The organism is Streptomyces sp. NPDC091280, from assembly GCF_044768565.1.
In the GTDB taxonomy this organism is placed as follows: Bacteria; Actinomycetota; Actinomycetes; order Streptomycetales; family Streptomycetaceae; genus Streptomyces.
Genome location: NZ_JBIVUZ010000002.1, coordinates 204,434 through 220,541 on the forward strand (window position 1 = coordinate 204,434; position 16,108 = coordinate 220,541).

Here is a 16,108-nt window from a genome sequence, read left to right on the forward strand (position 1 = left end):
ATGACAGGCGGCCACCCGTACGCCGCGGGACGGGACACGGACGCGGCACCCGCCCTGCGGGTGAGGGGCCTGACCAAGGTGTACGGCGGCGCCGTCGCCCTGGCCGGCGCGGACCTCAGCGTCGGCCGGGGCGAGATCCACGGCCTGCTCGGAGCCAACGGCGCGGGCAAGTCGACCCTGGTGAAGATCGTCGGCGGCGCCGAGACACAGGACGCCGGCACCGTCACGGTCGGCGGCGTCACCCTCCCGCCGCATCACCGCCCCTCGGCCGTCACGGCACTGGGACTCGCGATCATCCACCAGGACCGGGCGCTGTCCCCGGGCCTCACCATCGCCGAGAACATCGCCCTCGTCGTCGGCTTCCCCCGCCGCCGGCGCCTGATCGACCGCGCGGCGCTGCGCGCACTGGCCGAGACGTCCCTGCGACGCGTCGGGATGCGCACCGACGTCGACACGCTCGTCTCGGACCTGCCGATCGCCGAGCAGACACTCGTGGCGATCGCGCGGGCGCTGGCCCTGCGGGCCGACGTCCTCATCCTCGACGAACCGACCGCGAACCTCGGAGCCCTCGACGCCCGGCGCCTCTACCAGCGCATCCGCGACCTCGCCGCACAGGGCGTCGCCTGCGTCCTGATCAGTCACGCCCTCGACGAATGCCTGACGGTCTGCGACCAGGTCACCGTCCTGCGCGACGGCGCCGTCGTGGCGAGCCGCCCGGCGGCCGGGCTGACCGGCCGGGAACTCGCGGCGCTGGTCGTCGGGCAGGACGTCACCACCGACCGCCGCGAGCGGCGCGCGATCCTGTCCTCCGCCGTGCCGCGCCTGCGCGTGCGGGACATCGCGCACGAGCGGCTCGTCCCGCTGTCGTTCGACATCGCCCCCGGCGAGATCCTCGGCGTGACGGGACTGCCCGACTCGGGACACCTCCTCGTGGGCGAGATCGTCGCCGGTGTCGCCGCCGCGGACGGCGGCGGCATGCTGCTCGACGGAGCGCCCTACCGGCCCACGGCCACCCCGCGCCACCGCGCCCACCGGGTGGCGTACGTGCCACCGGACCGGGTGCGCGACGGCCTCGCCGTCGACCTCACCGCCCGCGAGAACCTCTACCTCGACGGACGGGCACCGGTCTCCAACGCCCGGATGAGCCGCGGCGAGGAGTCCCGCCGGGCTGCCGCCGTGCTCGCCGAGAGCGGCGTCCGCCCCGCCGACCCCGAGGCGACCCTGTCCACCCTGAGCGGCGGCAACATGCAGAAGGTGCTGCTGGCCAAGTGGCTCGCCACCGAACCGCGCCTGCTCGTCTTGGCCGAACCGACCGTCGGTGTCGACATCGGCGCCCGCGAGGACCTCTACTCCCGCGTCCGCTGGGCCCGGGACAACGGCATGTCGATCCTCCTCACCAGCTCCGACCTCGAAGAGACGCTCGCGCTCAGCGACCGGGTCCTGGTGATGCGCTACGGCGAGGCCATCGCCCGGCACGACCGCGACGACCTCACCCTCGACCGGCTCACCGCGCTCACGAACGGCACACGTGAAGGGCAACCGCAATGACCGCCCAGGACGCCATGACACCCACCTCCGGAAAGAAGTCCCCGCCGCCGCCGGACCGGCCCGCGCGCACCCGCCGCCTGTTCGGCCCGAACCTGCTGAGCACCTACTCGCTCGTCGGCGTGCTCGTCGTCCTGTTCGTGGGGTTCTCCCTCGCGCGCCCCGAGTCGTTCGGGACGGTCGACAACTTCCGCGCGGTCCTCAACAACCAGGTCACCGTGGTCTTCCTCGCCATGGCCGTGACACTGCCGCTCGTCGTGGGGGAGTTCGACCTCTCCGTCGCGTCGACGTTCGGCCTCTCCCAGATGCTCACCGTCGGACTCGTCCTCCAGCACGGGGTACCCGTCGTGGCGGCCATCGCGGCGGCCCTCGCCATGTCGGCGGTCGTCGGTCTGGCCAACGGGATCGCGATCACCCGGTTCGGCATCAACTCGTTCATCGCGACCCTCGCCGCCGGCAGCATCCTGACCGGCGTCACCCTGGCGTACTCGAAGGGCGAGAGCGTCTACGGCGCCGCGCCCGCCGCCCTCACCGACATCTCGCGCGGCGAACTCCTCGGGCTCAAACTGCCGGTCGTGTACGCGGCCGTCACGGTGCTCGCGCTCGCCGTCGTCATGTACCGGATGCCGCTGGGCCGCCGCATGTACGCGATCGGCAGCAACAAGCGGGCCGCCGAACTGTCGGGCGTCCCGGCGGGCTCGTACATCGTGCTGACCTTCGTCAGCTCGTCCGTGCTCGCCGGAGTGGGCGGAGTCGTCCTCGGCGCGAGCATCGGGGCCGCGACCCCCGACACCGGGAACTCCCTGCTCATCCCGGCCTTCGCGGGTGCCTTCCTGGGCGCCACGGCGATCACTCCGGGCCGCTTCAACATCATGGGCACCCTGGTCGCCGTCTACGTCGTGGGCGTGGCGGTCGCCGGGCTCCAGCAGGTCGGCGTCGCGCTGTGGGTCGAGCCGGTGTTCAACGGCGCGATGCTGTTCGTCGCCGTCGGACTGTCCTCCTGGACCGCCCGACAGCGCAAACGGCGGGCCGAGCGCGCCCGCATCAGGGAACTGGAGAGCCGCAGGGAGGAGTCGCTCGCATGAGCACGCCCGGACGCACCATGCGTGCGGCGCTGATCACGGCGTACGACGGGCCCGACGCCCTGGTCGTGCGGGAGATCGACGAACCCGCGCACGACGCCGCCGCCGTCCGCGTCGCGGTGCGCGCCGCGGGCATCACCTTCCCGGACCTCCTCGCGACCCGGGGCCTCTACCAGGTGAAGCCGCCGTTGCCGTTCGCGCCGGGGCTTGAGGTGGCGGGCGTCGTCCTCGACGCTCCCGACGGCTCCGGGTTCGGGGCGGGCGACCGGGTCGCGGCCTTCCTCACCTTCGGGGGGCTCGCGGAGGTCGTCTCGGTCGACCCGGCCCATGTGGTGCCCCTCCCGGACGGCATCGGGTTCGTCGAGGGCGCCGCGCTCGTCGTCAACCACCTCACCGCGCACTTCGCGCTCACCCGGCGCGGCGGACTCGTGCCGGGCGGGACGGTCCTGGTGCACGGTGCCGCCGGCGGGCTCGGGACCGCCTCGGTGCAGATCGCGCGCGCCTGGGGCGCCGAGGTCATCGCGGTCGCGTCCAGCGAGGAGAAGGCGCGGCTCGCCCGGGACTGCGGCGCCCACCAGGTCGTGGCACCGGACGGCTTCCTCGACGCGGTCCGCGGGCTGACCGGCGGGCGGGGCGTCGACATCGTGGTCGATCCGGTCGGCGGCGACAGGGTGACCGACTCGCTCCGCGCCCTGGCACCGGAGGGCCGCCTCCTGGTCCTCGGGTTCGCCTCGGGCGACATCGCCAGCGTGCGCACCAACCGGCTCCTGCTCGGCAACTCCGGTGTGCTCGGCGTCGCCTGGGCCGAGTACGTCCGGCAGCGCCCCGGCTACCTCGCCGAGCAGTGGACGCAGCTGCTGCCGCGGATCGCCGAGGGCCGGCTGTGGCCCGTGGTGCGCGGGACCTACCCGCTCGCGGGGACGGCGGACGCGCTGCGCGCCATCGAGACGCGCAGCGCGCTCGGCAAGCTCGTCGTCGACCTGACGTGAAACGGCAAGGCGGTCAGCGCGGAGCGAGCCGTACGGCGGCGTCCATGCGGATCGTCTCGCCGTTGAGGTAGTCGTTGCCGATGATCGCCAGGACCAGCTGGGCGTACTCCTCGGGCCGGGCCAGCCGGCGGGGGAAGGGGACGCTGGCGGCGAGCGAGGTGCGGAACTCCTCCGAGACCGTGGCCAGCATCGGCGTCTCCACGATGCCCGGCGCGATGGTGCACACCCGGATGCCGTACTGCGCCAGGTCGCGGGCGGCCGGCAGGGTCAGGCCCACGACACCGCCCTTGGACGACGCGTACGCGGCCTGCCCGATCTGCCCGTCGTAGGCCGCGACCGAGGCGGTGTTGACGACGACGCCCCGCTGTCCTTCGGCGTCGGCCTCGGTGGCGGCGACGGCCTCGGCCGCGAGCGCCAGCACGTTGAACGAACCGATCAGGTTGACCTGCACGACCTTGGCGTACAGCGCGAGGTCGTGCACACCCTTCTTGCCGACGATCCGCATCGACGGCGCGATCCCCGCGCAGTTGACCACCGTACGCAGGGGTGCTCCGCCGCCGGCGGCGGTCGCCACGGCCGCCGCGACCTGCTCGGGGTCGGTGACATCGGCCGCCAGGTGGGTGACCCCCTCCACCTCGGGAGCCCGCTCGACGCTCGCCGCGAGGTCCAGCGCGTACACGGTCGCACCCTCGGCCGCCAGGGCCCGCGCGGTCGCCGCGCCGAGGCCCGACGCTCCGCCGGTGACGAGGGCCGCGGTGTTCTCCAGTCGCATCAGGTCTCCTTGCCGAGCACGGTCACGGTGCCGCCGTCGGGGCGGCTCAGCGCGCGGCTGATCACCATGCGCTGGATCTGGTTGGTCCCCTCGAAGATCTGCATGACCTTCGCCTCGCGCATGTAGCGCTCCACTGGGAAGTCGCGGGTGTAGCCGTACCCGCCGAGCACCTGCACGGCGTCCGTGGTCACCTTCATGGCGTTGTCCGTGGCCACGAGCTTGGCGATGGACGCCTCCGAGGTGAAGGGCAGCCCCTGGTCCTTCAGCCGGGCGGCGGCCAGCGTCGTGGCGCGCGCCGAGTGGATCGCGGCCCCCATGTCGGCGAGCACGAACGCGAGCCCCTGGTGGTCGATGATCGGCTTCCCGAACGTCTCCCGCTCGCGCGCGTAGCGCACCGCGTGGTCGAAGGCGCCCTGGGCCAGGCCCGTGGCGACGGCCGCGATACCGAGCCGCCCGGAGTCGAGCGAGGCCAGCGCGATCCGCAGCCCCTGTCCCTCCTCGCCGATCCGGCGCTCGATGGGCACCCGGACGCCCTCCAGACGCATGGTCGCCGTCGCCGAGCCGGTGAGGCCCATCTTGCGCTCCGGCGGATCGGCGCTCAGCCCGGGCGCGTCCGCGGGGACGAGGAAGCAGGACGTGCCGTGCGTACGGTCGTCCGAGGTGCGGGCCATGACGGTGTAGAAGTCGGCGTGCCCGCCGTGGGTCGTCCAGGCCTTCACCCCGTCGAGCACGTAGTGGTCGCCGTCGCGCACCGCGCGGGTGCGCATCGCGGCCGGGTCGGACCCGGCGTGCGGCTCCGACAGGCAGTACGCGCCGAGCAGTTCGCCGCCGAGCATGTCCGGGAGCCACTTCCGGCGCTGCTCCTCGGTACCGAAGGCGGCGAGGGGGAAGCAGGAGAGCGCGTGGACGGAGACGCCGACCGCGATGCTCGACCACTCGGCCGCGAGTTCCTCCAGGACCTGGAGGTACACCTCGTACGGCTGGCCCGCGCCGCCGTACTCCTCGGGATAGGGCAGTCCGAGCAGGCCGCTGCGGCCGAGGGTCCGGAAGAGGTCCCGGGGGAAGGTGCCGTCGGCCTCGTCGGCGGCGGCTTTGGGGGACAGTTCCTTGGACGCGAACGTACGAGTCAGCTGGAGGAGGTCGGCGGCCTCTTCCGTCTGCACCGTGCGGGTGGCGGGCATCGGGCGCCTCCTCGAAATGATACTGAAGTGGATACCAAAGTATCATTCTGCGTACGGCTGTGGGGAGTGCGAAAGCGCCCTCCCGCGCGGAATTCCGTCTACGGGCGCCGGTCGGGGCGGACGCTCAGGACGACACGGCGTGCACGATCAGGGACGCGAGCTGTGCGTAGGCCTCGGAGTCCGTCAGGCCGGTTCGGGTCCCGACCTCGCCCAGCTGGATCTGCCGCATCGTCGCGGCGGCGACCTCGCCCACGAACGCGGCGTGCACCTCGCGGAAGGCGCCGACCGCGACCCCCTCCGCGATCAGCTGACGCAGCCGGTCGGCGGCGAGCCGGGTGTTCGCCTCGTACACCTCACGCGCGGGCGGGAACCGCGCCATGTCGTCCAGGAAGGTCCGGGACAGCGGGCTGAGCTGCTCGGCGACGGTGGTCAGGTACACCTGGACGCGGCCGGCCGGATCGGCGGTCTCGGCGATCTTCTTCTCGACCGCCTCGGTCGCCCCGCGGAAGTAGTGCTTGACCGCCTCCCGGACCAAGTCCTGCTTGCTTCCCGCGAGTTGGTAGAGCGTGGTCTTCGAGCAGCGCAGCCGCTCGGCCAGACTGTCCAGGGTGAACGAGGCGAAGCCCTCGGCCGCCAGCAGCGTGACCAGCCGCTCCAGGAGATCGGCCTGGCGGGCGGTGCGGCGAGAAGAGGACATGACATCAGCGTATCCGCCAGGTGCCCGCGTCCTCCCGACCGCCGGAGAACCGCCCGGCCGGGCGGAGGGCGACCGGCCGGGCGGCGGGGTCGGCCGACGGTGCAGGTGTACGGGATCCCGGTCACGGTCACGTCGGCGTCGTAGCCCTCGGGCGCGGACGTGCCGGTGAACGGGCCGGGCGAGGAGATCCCCCCGTACGAGAGCCCGGCGGTGAGCCGGTCCGCGGTGGCCCTGGCCACCGCGGAGCCGTCCGCGCCGGGCGTGCCCGGGACCTCGGGTGGACCGTTCCAGGAGGGGATCGACGCGTGAGGAGCGAGCGGGGCGGTGGGGCGCCCCGCTCGCGGTGGCGTCCCTCCCTCAGGACGAGGACCTGACGTAGGCCGGACCCCGGTTCTTCACGTACTCCCACTGGTCGTTGCGGTTGCCCTCGACCCCGCGCAGGTAGTGCGTCACGGTCGTCTTGCCCCGGCCCTTCGGGCTGGTGGTGTTGCAGTGGCTCTTGACCTCCGCGTCGGTCATGGGCGTGTAGTTGTACGCCTCCCAGCCGCCGTCCGGGTCCTCGACCTTGGTCTGGTAGCCGTTGTCGTACCAGTAGTAGTGGCCGTGGAACTTCGTCCCGAAGTGCAGCTCCCAGTCGCCCTCGATGATCTGGTAGCCGGTGCCCCGGGTGATCCAGAACTTCGTGTACGGCTCCATCGTGTAGTCGACGCTGACCGACGTCGTGTGCTTCTCCTCGACGGACTTGCCCAGCGTCGCGCTCACGGAGACCGAGATCGGCTCCCACAGCGCGGAGGCCAGGGAGGCGGTGATGCTGGCGTTGGTCGTCGCCCCCGTCGTCTCCGACCAGGTCAGGGTGCGGTGGACGGTGCCCCCGCAGTTGTACGCGGCGCCACCGACCTGATGCTTCTCACCGACGAGGCCCTTGGTCAGCGAGTCGGTGTGGAACTTGCAGTAGTCGGCCTTGCCGCACTGGGAGAGAAGCTCCTGCTCGGTGGGCACCGAGTCGGCCGCGCCGGCCGTGGCCGGACTCGCCGCCACCAGCGCGCTCGCGGCCGTGAGGGCGGCGCCCAGAAGGGCGGCGCCACGCCGGACCCGGTGGCCGCGTGGCGTGGCCGACGGTGTGGGGGAGGGGAGGGACATGGGTGCTCCAGCCTGCTCGGTGAGCCGGTACTCCGGCCTTCGTGCTCCGATGCTGGCGACCGCGGGAGTTGTCCGGCACGTCCCTTCCGTCACTCCGGCCAACCCCGCCGGTCCCCGGTTGTCCGGCTCGTCGTCCGCGCGCGGCGATTCCCGCGGATTGTGATGTTCGTCCGGCCGGGTTTACCGGTAGATGGGCGGAAACATAGGGTCATCGCTCCGGATACCGGTTTCGTACCTCAGGCGGAGGTCTGTCCATGGGGCGTCCAGAGAAGGCCCTCGATCCCGAGGCGGGGCCCGTCCAACGGCTCGCGCACGGGCTGCGCGAACTGCGCGGGGCCGCCGGACAACCGTCCTACCGCGCCATGGAGTCCACGGCCGGCTACTCGGCGACAACGTTGTCCGACGCCGCGGGCGGGCGCCGCCTGCCGTCGCTGCCCGTCCTCCAGGGGTACGTACGGGCCTGCGGCGGCGACCTAGCCGTATGGGAGGCGCGCTGGGAAGCGGCCAGGGCGGCCGTCTCCGCCATGGTGCGGGACGAGCCGGCGGACGGTTCGGTGCCGCCGTACCGGGGGCTCGCGCGGTTCGAGCCCGACGACCGGGAGCTGTTCTTCGGCCGGGACCGGCTCGCCGCCGAACTGGAGGAACTCGTCTGCGAGCACCGGTTCGCCGTCGTGTTCGGCGCGTCCGGCAGCGGCAAGTCCTCACTGCTGCGGGCCGGCCTCGTGCCCCGGCTCCGCAAGAAGATCGGGGAGCGCAGCCGCCCGGCCGTGCTGCGCATCCTCACCCCCGGCCCCACCCCCGCGAGCAGCTACGGCCATCTGCTCAGCCCCGCCGACCACGAGCCGGAGAGCTGGGTCCTGGTCGATCAGTTCGAGGAGGTCTTCACGCTCTGCCGGGACCCGCAGGAGCGAGCCCGGTTCATCGACCTGCTGATCACGGCCCGGGACCCGCGGAGCCGGCTGCGGGTGCTGATCGCCGTACGCGCCGACTTCTACCCCCGCTGTGCCGAGCACCGGCCGCTCGCGGAGGCGCTGCGCGGCGCCGGTCTGCTGGTGGGGCCGATGACCGCCGGGGAACTGCGCGAGACGGTCGTCGGCCCGGCGCAGGCCGCCGGGCTCCTGGTCGAGCGCGAGCTGACCGCGCGCATCGTCGAGGAGGTCATGGACCAGCCGGGCGGACTCCCGATGCTCTCGCACGCGCTCCTGGAGACCTGGCGGCGGCGCCGGAGCCGGCTGCTGACGCTGGACGCCTACGAGGCGGCGGGCGGAGTGCGGGGCGCCATCGCGGCCAGCGCCGAGGAGGCCTACGGACGGCTCACCCCCGCGCAGGCCGAGACCGCGCGCTGTCTGCTGCTGCGGCTCGTCGAACCGGGCCAGGGCGCCGCCGACACCCGGCGCCGCTGTCCCGGACGGAACTGTCCGAGTGGGCGAACCCCGAGGTGCCCGCCGTGCTGGAGAGCCTCGCCGGCGCCCGGCTGCTCACCGTGGACGAGGACGCCGTACAACTCGCCCACGAGGCCCTGCTCGACTGCTGGCCCCGGCTGCACGGCTGGCTGGAGGAGGACCGCGAACGGCTGCGCGAGCACCGCAGGCTCACCGAGGCCGCGCACGCCTGGCTGGAGCACGAGCGCGACCCCGGAACCCTGTACCGGGGCCTGCGGCTGGCCCGCGCGGAGGAACTGTTCGCCGACGGAGCCGCGGACCGCGTGCTCACCGGCCCCGAACGAGGCTTCCTCGCCGCCGCTCGCGAGGCCCGCACGGCGGAGCGCCGGGCCGCGGCCCGCTCCACCCGGCGGACCCGCACCCTGCTCGTGACCCTCGCGGCCGTCCTCGTCATGGCGCTCACCGCCGGGTTCGTCGCCCTCCAGCAGAACGACGACAACCACCGCAGAAGCACCGAGGAGGCCGCCCGCCGCGTCGCCGGTGTCGCGTACGCCCTCCAGACGACCGATCCCCGCACGGCACAGCTCCTGGGGGTCGCCGCCTGGCGGGTGGCCCGGCTGCCGGAGACCCGGCGGGCCCTCATGGGCGCGCTCGACCAGCCCGAGCAGGACATCTTCGTGGACCCGGCGCCCGGGGACGACACCGGACGGCAGCTGCTGCGCTCCGGCCGGATCCTGCTGAGCGCCGAAGGACGCGACTGGCGCACCTGGGACGTCGTACGGCACCGGCGGATCGCGTCGGGACGGCTGCCCACCAGCGGCAGAGTGCGGGGCGCGAGCGCGGACGGCCGACTCCTCGTGGTCGACGACGACGGCAGGGTGCGCCTGTGGGACACCACGACCCGGCGATGGCGGGCCGACCGGCTGCCGCCATCGGCCTCCGTGCGCTTCGCCGGACCCGACTACGTGGTGAGCGACGCCGACGACTACGACGTAGAGGTCCGCTCGGCCGAGGACGGCCGGACACTGATGCGGACGCACGCGGAGAACGGCACGCTGGTGGCACCCGGCACGGACGGCCGGCGCACGGCCGTCTGCTCGCTCGGCGGCGTGCTGCGGATCCGGGACACGGCGACCGGACGCACCGTCCCGGGTTCCTGGGAGAAGGCGGGCGCCGTCTGCGACAACGAGCGGTCCGTGCTCGCCTTCGACAGCGGTCGGCGCCTGGCCGCCGTGAACGGGGACGGGGTCCGGGTCTGGGACGTCCGCTCGGGCGACCCGGTGGCCGAACTCGGCGACCCCGGCGCCCGGTTCGCCTCCTTCAGCCCCGACGACGACTTCCTGGCGACCGCCGACGACGAGGAACTCAGGGTCTGGCGGATCGGCGTCGACCGGCCCGTGTTCCGCCAGCCCCTGAACAACGAGCAGGTGTACGGCACGCTCGCCTGGGACCCCGACGGCACGGTGCTGCGCTACACCGAGGGCGGTTCGGTGCACTCGCTCGACATCTCCCGGACCGTCACCCGCGACTGGCGCCCGGATCCCGTGGACGCGGCCGTGCTCGCCCCCGACGGCCACACCCTCGCCACCGCCCGCCGCACCGGTGACACCTACCGGGTCGAGGTGCGCGACACCAGGGCCGGCCGGGCCGCGCGCACCCTCCCGGCCCCGCCGCTCCCCGTGGCGCACGGCTCCTCCCCGGGCGTGAGCCCCGAGCAGACGACCCCGCTGCTGTCGTTCTCCCCGGACGGCAAGGCCCTCGCGTACGGCGTGTCCGCGCCAGGCACCCAGTCCTCTCCCCAGCGGCTGACGGTCTGGGACGTCGCGAAGGGCCGCACCCGCACGACTCTGGACCTGTCCGGAGGCGAGGCCAGGAACGCGGTCCTCTCGATCGCGCTGGGCCCGGGAGGCCGCACGCTGCACGTGGACCGCGCCACGGCCGCCGGACCGCTGGCCGAGGAGGACTGGGACGTCTCCCGGCGGCGCGGGAGGGCCGGCCCGACCGCTCTGGACAGCGCCGATCTGGCCGTCCGGCCCGACGGCCGGCTGCTGGTGGCCGACAGTCATGTCACCGGGCTGCCCTCGGGTCCGACCACCCGCCGTGACCTGGTCCGGGGCAACGAGATCGGGGCCGTCGCCTTCGCCGCGGACGGTTCGCTGCTGGCGGCCGGCGACCGCGCGGGCCGGGTGACGCTGTGGGACGGCGGGATACGGCTGCGCAAGGGGGTGCTGTGGAACGTCTTCCCCGCACCGGCGCGCGGCACGGTCGAGGCGGACACCGCCGGCGGCGCGGAGGCGGTCAGCGCGCTGGCCGTCAGCCCCGACGACCGGACCCTGGCCGTGGGCGGCGACGCCGGCAGCGTCCAGCTGTGGGACCTCGCGACCCAGCAGCCTCTGGGCGGCGCGCTGACGACGCCCGGCGAACGGATCGACAGCCTGGCGTTCGGCCCCGACAGCGGCACCCTCTACGCGTCGAGCGCGCACGTGCCGCTCCAGCGCTACACCGTCGCGCCCGCGCGGGCGGCCGAGGCGGTGTGCGCGCGAGCGGGAGGAACCGGGCTCACCCGGCAGCAGTGGCACGCGTACGTGACGGGCGTGCCGTATCGGAGGGTGTGCCCGGGGAGTTGAGGCGGAGCCCGATCCGGGGCCTTGCCGCGGCGGGGCGGTGTCGGCGCGCCGCACGCAGAGCGGCGGCCCGGTGTGGGGCCGCCGCTCTGCGTTGGGGTGGGTATCGGGGGAGGGGCTCTGCTGCCGTCCCGGATTTCGTCCTACATGTGGACGGTGGGGGCCGCGTCGGGGTCGGTGGCAGGGGTGCCCCGGCGGTAGAGGACGAGGCTGATGACGAGGCCTGCGGCGAAGAAGGCGGCGGACCACCAGTAGGCGGTGGAGTAGCCCTCAAGGCTGGCGTGGGCGAGGACGCTGGGGTCCCTGGGGTTCCTGCCGTCGATGTAGTTGGTGACGGCGCTGGAGAAGAGCGTGTTGAGGAGGGCGGTGCCGAGGGAGCCGCCGACCTGTTGCATGGTGTTGACGGCGGCGGAGGCGACCCCGGAGTCCTCCGTGGCGACGCCGCTGGTGGCGAGGTTCATCGCGGGGGCCATGATGAGGCCCATGCCGAGGCCGGCGACGATCAGCGGCGGCATGATGTGGGTGGCGTAGCCGCTGTCGAGGTCGAGTCCGGTGAGCCAGACCATGGCGGCGGCGGCGATGCCCATGCCGAGCGGGACGATCGGCTTGGGGCCGAAGCGGGGCACGAGCACGGTGGTGGCCAGTGTCGAGGCGAGCATCAGCCCGGCGACCATCGGCAGGAAGGCCAGACCGGTCTTCACGGGGGTGTAGCCCAGCGACTGCTGAAGGTAGTAGGTGAGGAAGAGGAAGACCCCGAACATTCCGGCGCCGATGATGAGGACGGAGAGGAAGGAGGCGCCCCGGTTGCGGTCGAGCAGGACGCGCAGCGGGAGCAGGGGGTGCGGGGCGCGGGTCTGCCACCAGGTGAACGCGGCGAGCAGGACGACTCCGACGACCAGGAAGCCCCAGGTCTGCACGGAGCTCCAGTCGTGGCTCTCGGCGTTGGAGAAGCCGTAGACGATGCAGAACAGGCCGCCGCCGACCAGGATCGCGCCGGGGACGTCGATCTTGGCGCTCTTGTCGCGGTGCGTGCGCTGGAGCAGCAGGGCGCCGCCGATGAAGGCGATCACGGCGAAGGCGAGGTTGACGTAGAGGGTCCAGCGCCAGTCGAGGTACTCGGTGAGGACTCCGCCGAGCAGGAGGCCGACGGCTCCGCCGGCGCCGGCGATGGCGCCGTAGACGCCGAAGGCCTTGGCGCGTTCCTTGGCGTCGGTGAACGTGGTCGTCAGCAGGGACAGCGCGGCGGGGGCGAGCAGGGCGCCGAACAGGCCCTGGACGGCTCGGGCGACGACGAGCATCTCGAAGCTGTTGGCGGCGCCGCCGAGGGCGGAGGCTCCGGCGAAGCCGACCAGGCCGACGAGGAAGGTCATCTTGCGGCCGAAGAGGTCCGCGATGCGACCGCCGAGGAGGAGCAGGCTGCCGAAGGCGAGGGCGTAGGCGGTGACGATCCACTGCCGGTCGCCGTCCGAGAAGCCGAGGTCCTTCTGCGCGGAGGGCAGGGCGATGTTCACGATGGTGGCGTCGAGGACCACCATCAGCTGCGCGATCCCGATGACCGCCAGGATCCACCAGCGGTGACGCACCGCGGGGGCGGGGGGCGGGGGAGAAGAGGTCCCGCTCGACGGTTCGGTCGTGGTCTGGGACATGACGGGGCTCCAGGGCGGGAGAGGGAAGGAGGACGTGCGAAGAAGTGGAGGAGAGCGTCGTGCGAGCATCTCCTGACACATGTCAGATTAGCTGGAATCTGACATGTGTCAAGCGCGATGGCCGACGGTCCGGCGGGGGCGCGCGGGAAGCGTGCGGCAGCCGCGCGGGAGGCGTTCGGGAGGCGTCCGGGAGGCGGGCATGCGTGAGCGGTGGGGGGCAGATCGGCATTGATCCGCCCCCCACCGCATGCGGGACAGGGGGGTGTTGTCCCGCGTCTGTGGCGACCGTGTGGGGCCGGCCGGAGGAGGTCGGGGCGGACCCGGAAGGGGGCCCGCCCCGACGGTGCGGGGCGAAGGGGGGAGTTGGACCGCTGTGCGGCCCTCGCCCCGCGTCTGTGGGGCCCGTGTCGCCTAGGCCGCCTATGCCGCCTGTGCGGTCCCGGTGGGCCCGTGTTCCGCCCTGCCGTTCGCCCGTCGCCTGCGGATCGCCTCGGCCTCGGCGGCGAGCGCGGCCAGCTCGGCCCGTACGGTGGCGGCCGGGCGGCGCTCCAGTACGGCGTCGTAGTCCATGGCCAGGAGGTCGAGGATCTCGGGGTCGGACTCCCCGACCTCGGCGAGAACGGCCGTTCCGCCGTGCGGGACGTGCGGGGTGAAGGCCTCGATCGCGCCGGCGGCCGGTCGCTGGTCGTGGTCGGCGAGCACTGCCCCGATGCCCCAGCCCAAGGCTGCGCCGAGGGGGCCGCCGAGGAGGCCCAGCAAGGTGTCGAGCAGTCCGTCGCCCGCTCCTTCGTGCCGCTGGTGGTGCTCCACGGTCATCGGGACGCGGATCGTGCCGTCGTCGACGCGCTCGATCAGGGCGGCGCCGCGGATCTCGGTGGCGGCGGAGTCGAGGCCCACGAGGGTGTTGAAGGCCCGGTGGGCCGCGGCGGAGTCCGTGAAGCGGAGGGCGACGGCGTGGTCGTACGTGGGCATGGCCTGGCTCCTCGGTGTGGCTGCTCGGAATCTGTGAGACATTGTGTATCGATGTGCGTTTGTGAGTCAACATGTCTCATAGAGGGTTCGTGACGTCTTGAACTTGAAAGGACGCGCGGTGGTACTGGAATCCCGGGAAGGCGGTTTTCAGTCCGCCCAGGGCAGCAGGACCAGCTTTCCCGTGCTCTGCCGGTGCTCCAGGCAGTGGTGTGCCTCCGCTGCCGCCGACAGCGGGAACCGGTGCCCGTGGTCGAGTCGCAGTCGGCCGGTGCGGACCAGTTCGGCCAGTTCGTCCAGCGCCTGCCGTACTTCCGCGCGGGCGTGGGCCTGGTAGTAGTGGAGGCCGAAGAAGCCCACGGTCTGGTTCATCGACATCCGGCCCGCGCCGATGTGGGCGGCGAAGTCGACGACGGGCATCTCGCCGTTGGCGCTCCCGAACACCGCCGCGCGCCCGCGAGGGGCCAGGCAGGCCAGCGCTTCGGTGAACATGTCGCCGCCACCGCTGAGCAGTACGGCGTCGACGCCCCGGCCCTCGGTCAGCCGCCGCACCTCGTCGCTCCACCCCGGCCGGGTGTAGTCGACGACGGCGTCCGCGCCCAGGCCGAGGGCCAGTTCCCGCTTCTCCGGTGTGCTCGCCGCGCCGATGATCCGGCCCGCTCCCATGATCCGGGCGAGCTGGACGGCGAGCGAACCGACCCCGCCCGCGGCGGCGAGGATCAGGACCGTGTCGTCCTTGGACACGCGCGCCGCGTCGCGTACGAGGAAGTAGGCCGTCAGGCCCTGGATGAGCAGCGCCGGCGCGTCGGCGAAGTCGATGCCGGGCGGCAGCGGGTACAGGTTCCGGGCTTCCGTCGCGAGGTACTGGGCATAGGTGCCGGAACGCGCGGCGGTGACGATTCCGAAGACCTTGTCCCCGGCTTTCCAGTCGGAGGCGTCGTCGGCCACCTCCGTCACCTCGCCGGCGAACTCCCCGCCGAGGACGGCGGGGAACTCCTTCACGGGCACGGGGTAGTAGCCGCCGCGACGGCGCTCGACGTCGGCGAAGTTGATCCCCGCCGCCTCGTTGCGGATGAGCACGTCGCCCGGCAGGAGCGTGGGCATCGGCGTGTCCTCGTACACGAGGACCTCCGGCGGTCCTTGCCGGTGGATCCGTGCCGCTTTCATGGTCTGGGCCTGCATGGGAGTCCTTCCGATGGGGGGATCCGGCGCTGCGCGGGATCCGGAGGGATGCGGCGCGAGGAAGTGCCGGGCGAGTCACTGGGGACCGCCGACAATTTCCTGACACTCGTCAGATTAGCGTGATTCTGACGACTGTCAAGTAAGGTGTCCGCTGGTCGAGGAGGCAGGTATGGCAGGTGGCGTGGGGGCAGGGGCAGGGGCAGGGGCAGGTGGCGAAGCGGTACGCGGGTCGGGGCGCCCGGGCGGTGCGGACAACCGCGCCGTGCTGGACGAGCCGAGCATTCTGCTGCGCGGGCTCGACGCCTTCGCCGAGCTGGGATACGACCGGGCCTCGGCGCGTGAGCTGGCCCGCCGGCTGGGTGTGAGCCACAACTTCGTCAACGACCGGTACGGGTCCAAGGCGGCCTTCTGGCGTGCCGTGGTCGACTCCGCCATGGGTGCGCAGCTGGCGCGGATGCCGCAGGTGGACGACTCGGCCGACGACGCCGAGCAGCTGCGGCAGTTCGTCACCGGCCTGTACCGGACGTCCGTGGACACGCCTCAGCTCGGGCGGATCTTCGTGGACGAGTTCTCGCGGGAGAGCGAGCGGCTGGACCACGTGTACGAGCGGCTCATCGGGCCGTCCATGCGGACCATCACGCCCAGCCTCGACCGGCTGGTGGCGTCCGGCCGGGTGGCGCCCGTTCCGATGGACGTGCTGTTCTTCGCGGTCGTCGGTCCCATCTCGGGCATGCTGGCGGTGCCGCTGGCCCGGCGCCTGGGCCGGGCCGAGGCCTCCTCGCCGGAACAACTCACGGCGACGGCCGAGGCGTTGGCCGCACTGGTGGTCCGAGGACTGCTCGCGACGGGTGCGGGCGGGCCGCTCTGATCCCGTGCCGTCGGCGTCCCGGATCGTGTCC

Annotated in this window: 12 protein-coding genes and 1 pseudogene; 6 read left to right on the top strand and 7 right to left on the bottom strand. The window is 73.0% G+C overall.

The genetic code is table 11. The features are described 5' to 3' along the window. From ACIQPR_RS07500 to ACIQPR_RS07510, 3 genes are read left to right on the top strand one after another with little or no spacing between them, the layout of a single operon-like run. The gene (locus tag ACIQPR_RS07500; protein ID WP_403643437.1) at positions 1-1,548 is read left to right on the top strand and encodes a sugar ABC transporter ATP-binding protein; all 1,548 of its coding nucleotides are present in this window, start codon (positions 1-3) and stop codon (positions 1,546-1,548) included. Further along, complete coding sequence (locus ACIQPR_RS07505; protein WP_403643440.1) at positions 1,545-2,630, top strand: ABC transporter permease; 1,086 nt, start codon at positions 1,545-1,547, stop codon at positions 2,628-2,630. The genes ACIQPR_RS07500 and ACIQPR_RS07505 overlap by 4 nt, the downstream gene beginning before the upstream one ends. Beyond that, positions 2,627-3,616 (top strand): NADPH:quinone oxidoreductase family protein, encoded by a 990-nt coding sequence (locus tag ACIQPR_RS07510; RefSeq protein ID WP_403643443.1) that lies wholly within the window; start codon positions 2,627-2,629, stop codon positions 3,614-3,616. Before ACIQPR_RS07505 ends, ACIQPR_RS07510 begins: the two co-directional genes overlap by 4 nt. Positions 3,617-3,629: 13 nt before the next feature. Here the strand turns inward: ACIQPR_RS07510 and ACIQPR_RS07515 are convergent, their stop codons facing one another. The 4 genes from ACIQPR_RS07515 to ACIQPR_RS07530 all read right to left on the bottom strand — a co-directional run bounded on the left by ACIQPR_RS07515 (position 3,630) and on the right by ACIQPR_RS07530 (position 7,406). Beyond that, on the bottom strand, positions 3,630-4,388 hold the full coding sequence (locus ACIQPR_RS07515) for an SDR family NAD(P)-dependent oxidoreductase (protein ID WP_403643446.1): 759 nt from the start codon (positions 4,386-4,388) through the stop codon (positions 3,630-3,632). Beyond that, on the bottom strand, positions 4,388-5,569 hold the full coding sequence (locus tag ACIQPR_RS07520) for an acyl-CoA dehydrogenase family protein (protein ID WP_403643449.1): 1,182 nt from the start codon (positions 5,567-5,569) through the stop codon (positions 4,388-4,390). The genes ACIQPR_RS07515 and ACIQPR_RS07520 overlap by 1 nt, the downstream gene beginning before the upstream one ends. Before the next feature lie 124 nt (positions 5,570-5,693). Then, on the bottom strand, positions 5,694-6,266 hold the full coding sequence (locus ACIQPR_RS07525; RefSeq protein WP_403643452.1) for a TetR/AcrR family transcriptional regulator: 573 nt from the start codon (positions 6,264-6,266) through the stop codon (positions 5,694-5,696). A 357-nt stretch (positions 6,267-6,623) separates the two neighbouring features. Continuing rightward, positions 6,624-7,406, bottom strand: a complete 783-nt coding sequence (locus ACIQPR_RS07530) for a hypothetical protein (protein WP_403643455.1) — start codon at positions 7,404-7,406, stop codon at positions 6,624-6,626. A 524-nt stretch (positions 7,407-7,930) separates the two neighbouring features. Between ACIQPR_RS07530 and ACIQPR_RS07535 the strand changes: the two are divergent. Together ACIQPR_RS07535 and ACIQPR_RS07540 are read left to right on the top strand one after the other, a co-directional pair. Beyond that, positions 7,931-8,982 (top strand): annotated as a pseudogene (locus ACIQPR_RS07535) (hypothetical protein); the annotation flags it as partial. An 834-nt stretch (positions 8,983-9,816) separates the two neighbouring features. Then, complete coding sequence (locus ACIQPR_RS07540) at positions 9,817-11,415, top strand: WD40 repeat domain-containing protein (RefSeq protein ID WP_403644743.1); 1,599 nt, start codon at positions 9,817-9,819, stop codon at positions 11,413-11,415. 140 nt (positions 11,416-11,555) lie between these two features. On the opposite strand, the gene ACIQPR_RS07545 is transcribed toward ACIQPR_RS07540, so the two are convergent. From ACIQPR_RS07545 to ACIQPR_RS07555, 3 genes are all read right to left on the bottom strand, one after another. Beyond that, the gene (locus tag ACIQPR_RS07545; protein WP_403643458.1) at positions 11,556-13,058 is read right to left on the bottom strand and encodes an MFS transporter; all 1,503 of its coding nucleotides are present in this window, start codon (positions 13,056-13,058) and stop codon (positions 11,556-11,558) included. A 420-nt stretch (positions 13,059-13,478) separates the two neighbouring features. Then, a complete protein-coding gene (locus ACIQPR_RS07550) occupies positions 13,479-14,030 on the bottom strand; it encodes a hypothetical protein (protein ID WP_403643461.1) in 552 nt (183 codons plus the stop codon). Between the two features lie 147 nt (positions 14,031-14,177). Next, a complete protein-coding gene (locus tag ACIQPR_RS07555) occupies positions 14,178-15,209 on the bottom strand; it encodes a zinc-binding alcohol dehydrogenase family protein (protein ID WP_403643464.1) in 1,032 nt (343 codons plus the stop codon). A 262-nt stretch (positions 15,210-15,471) separates the two neighbouring features. Between ACIQPR_RS07555 and ACIQPR_RS07560 the strand changes: the two genes are divergently transcribed. Further along, entirely contained in the window at positions 15,472-16,077 is a 606-nt protein-coding gene (locus ACIQPR_RS07560; protein WP_403643467.1) for a TetR/AcrR family transcriptional regulator, read from the top strand. Positions 16,078-16,108 lie beyond the last annotated feature (31 nt).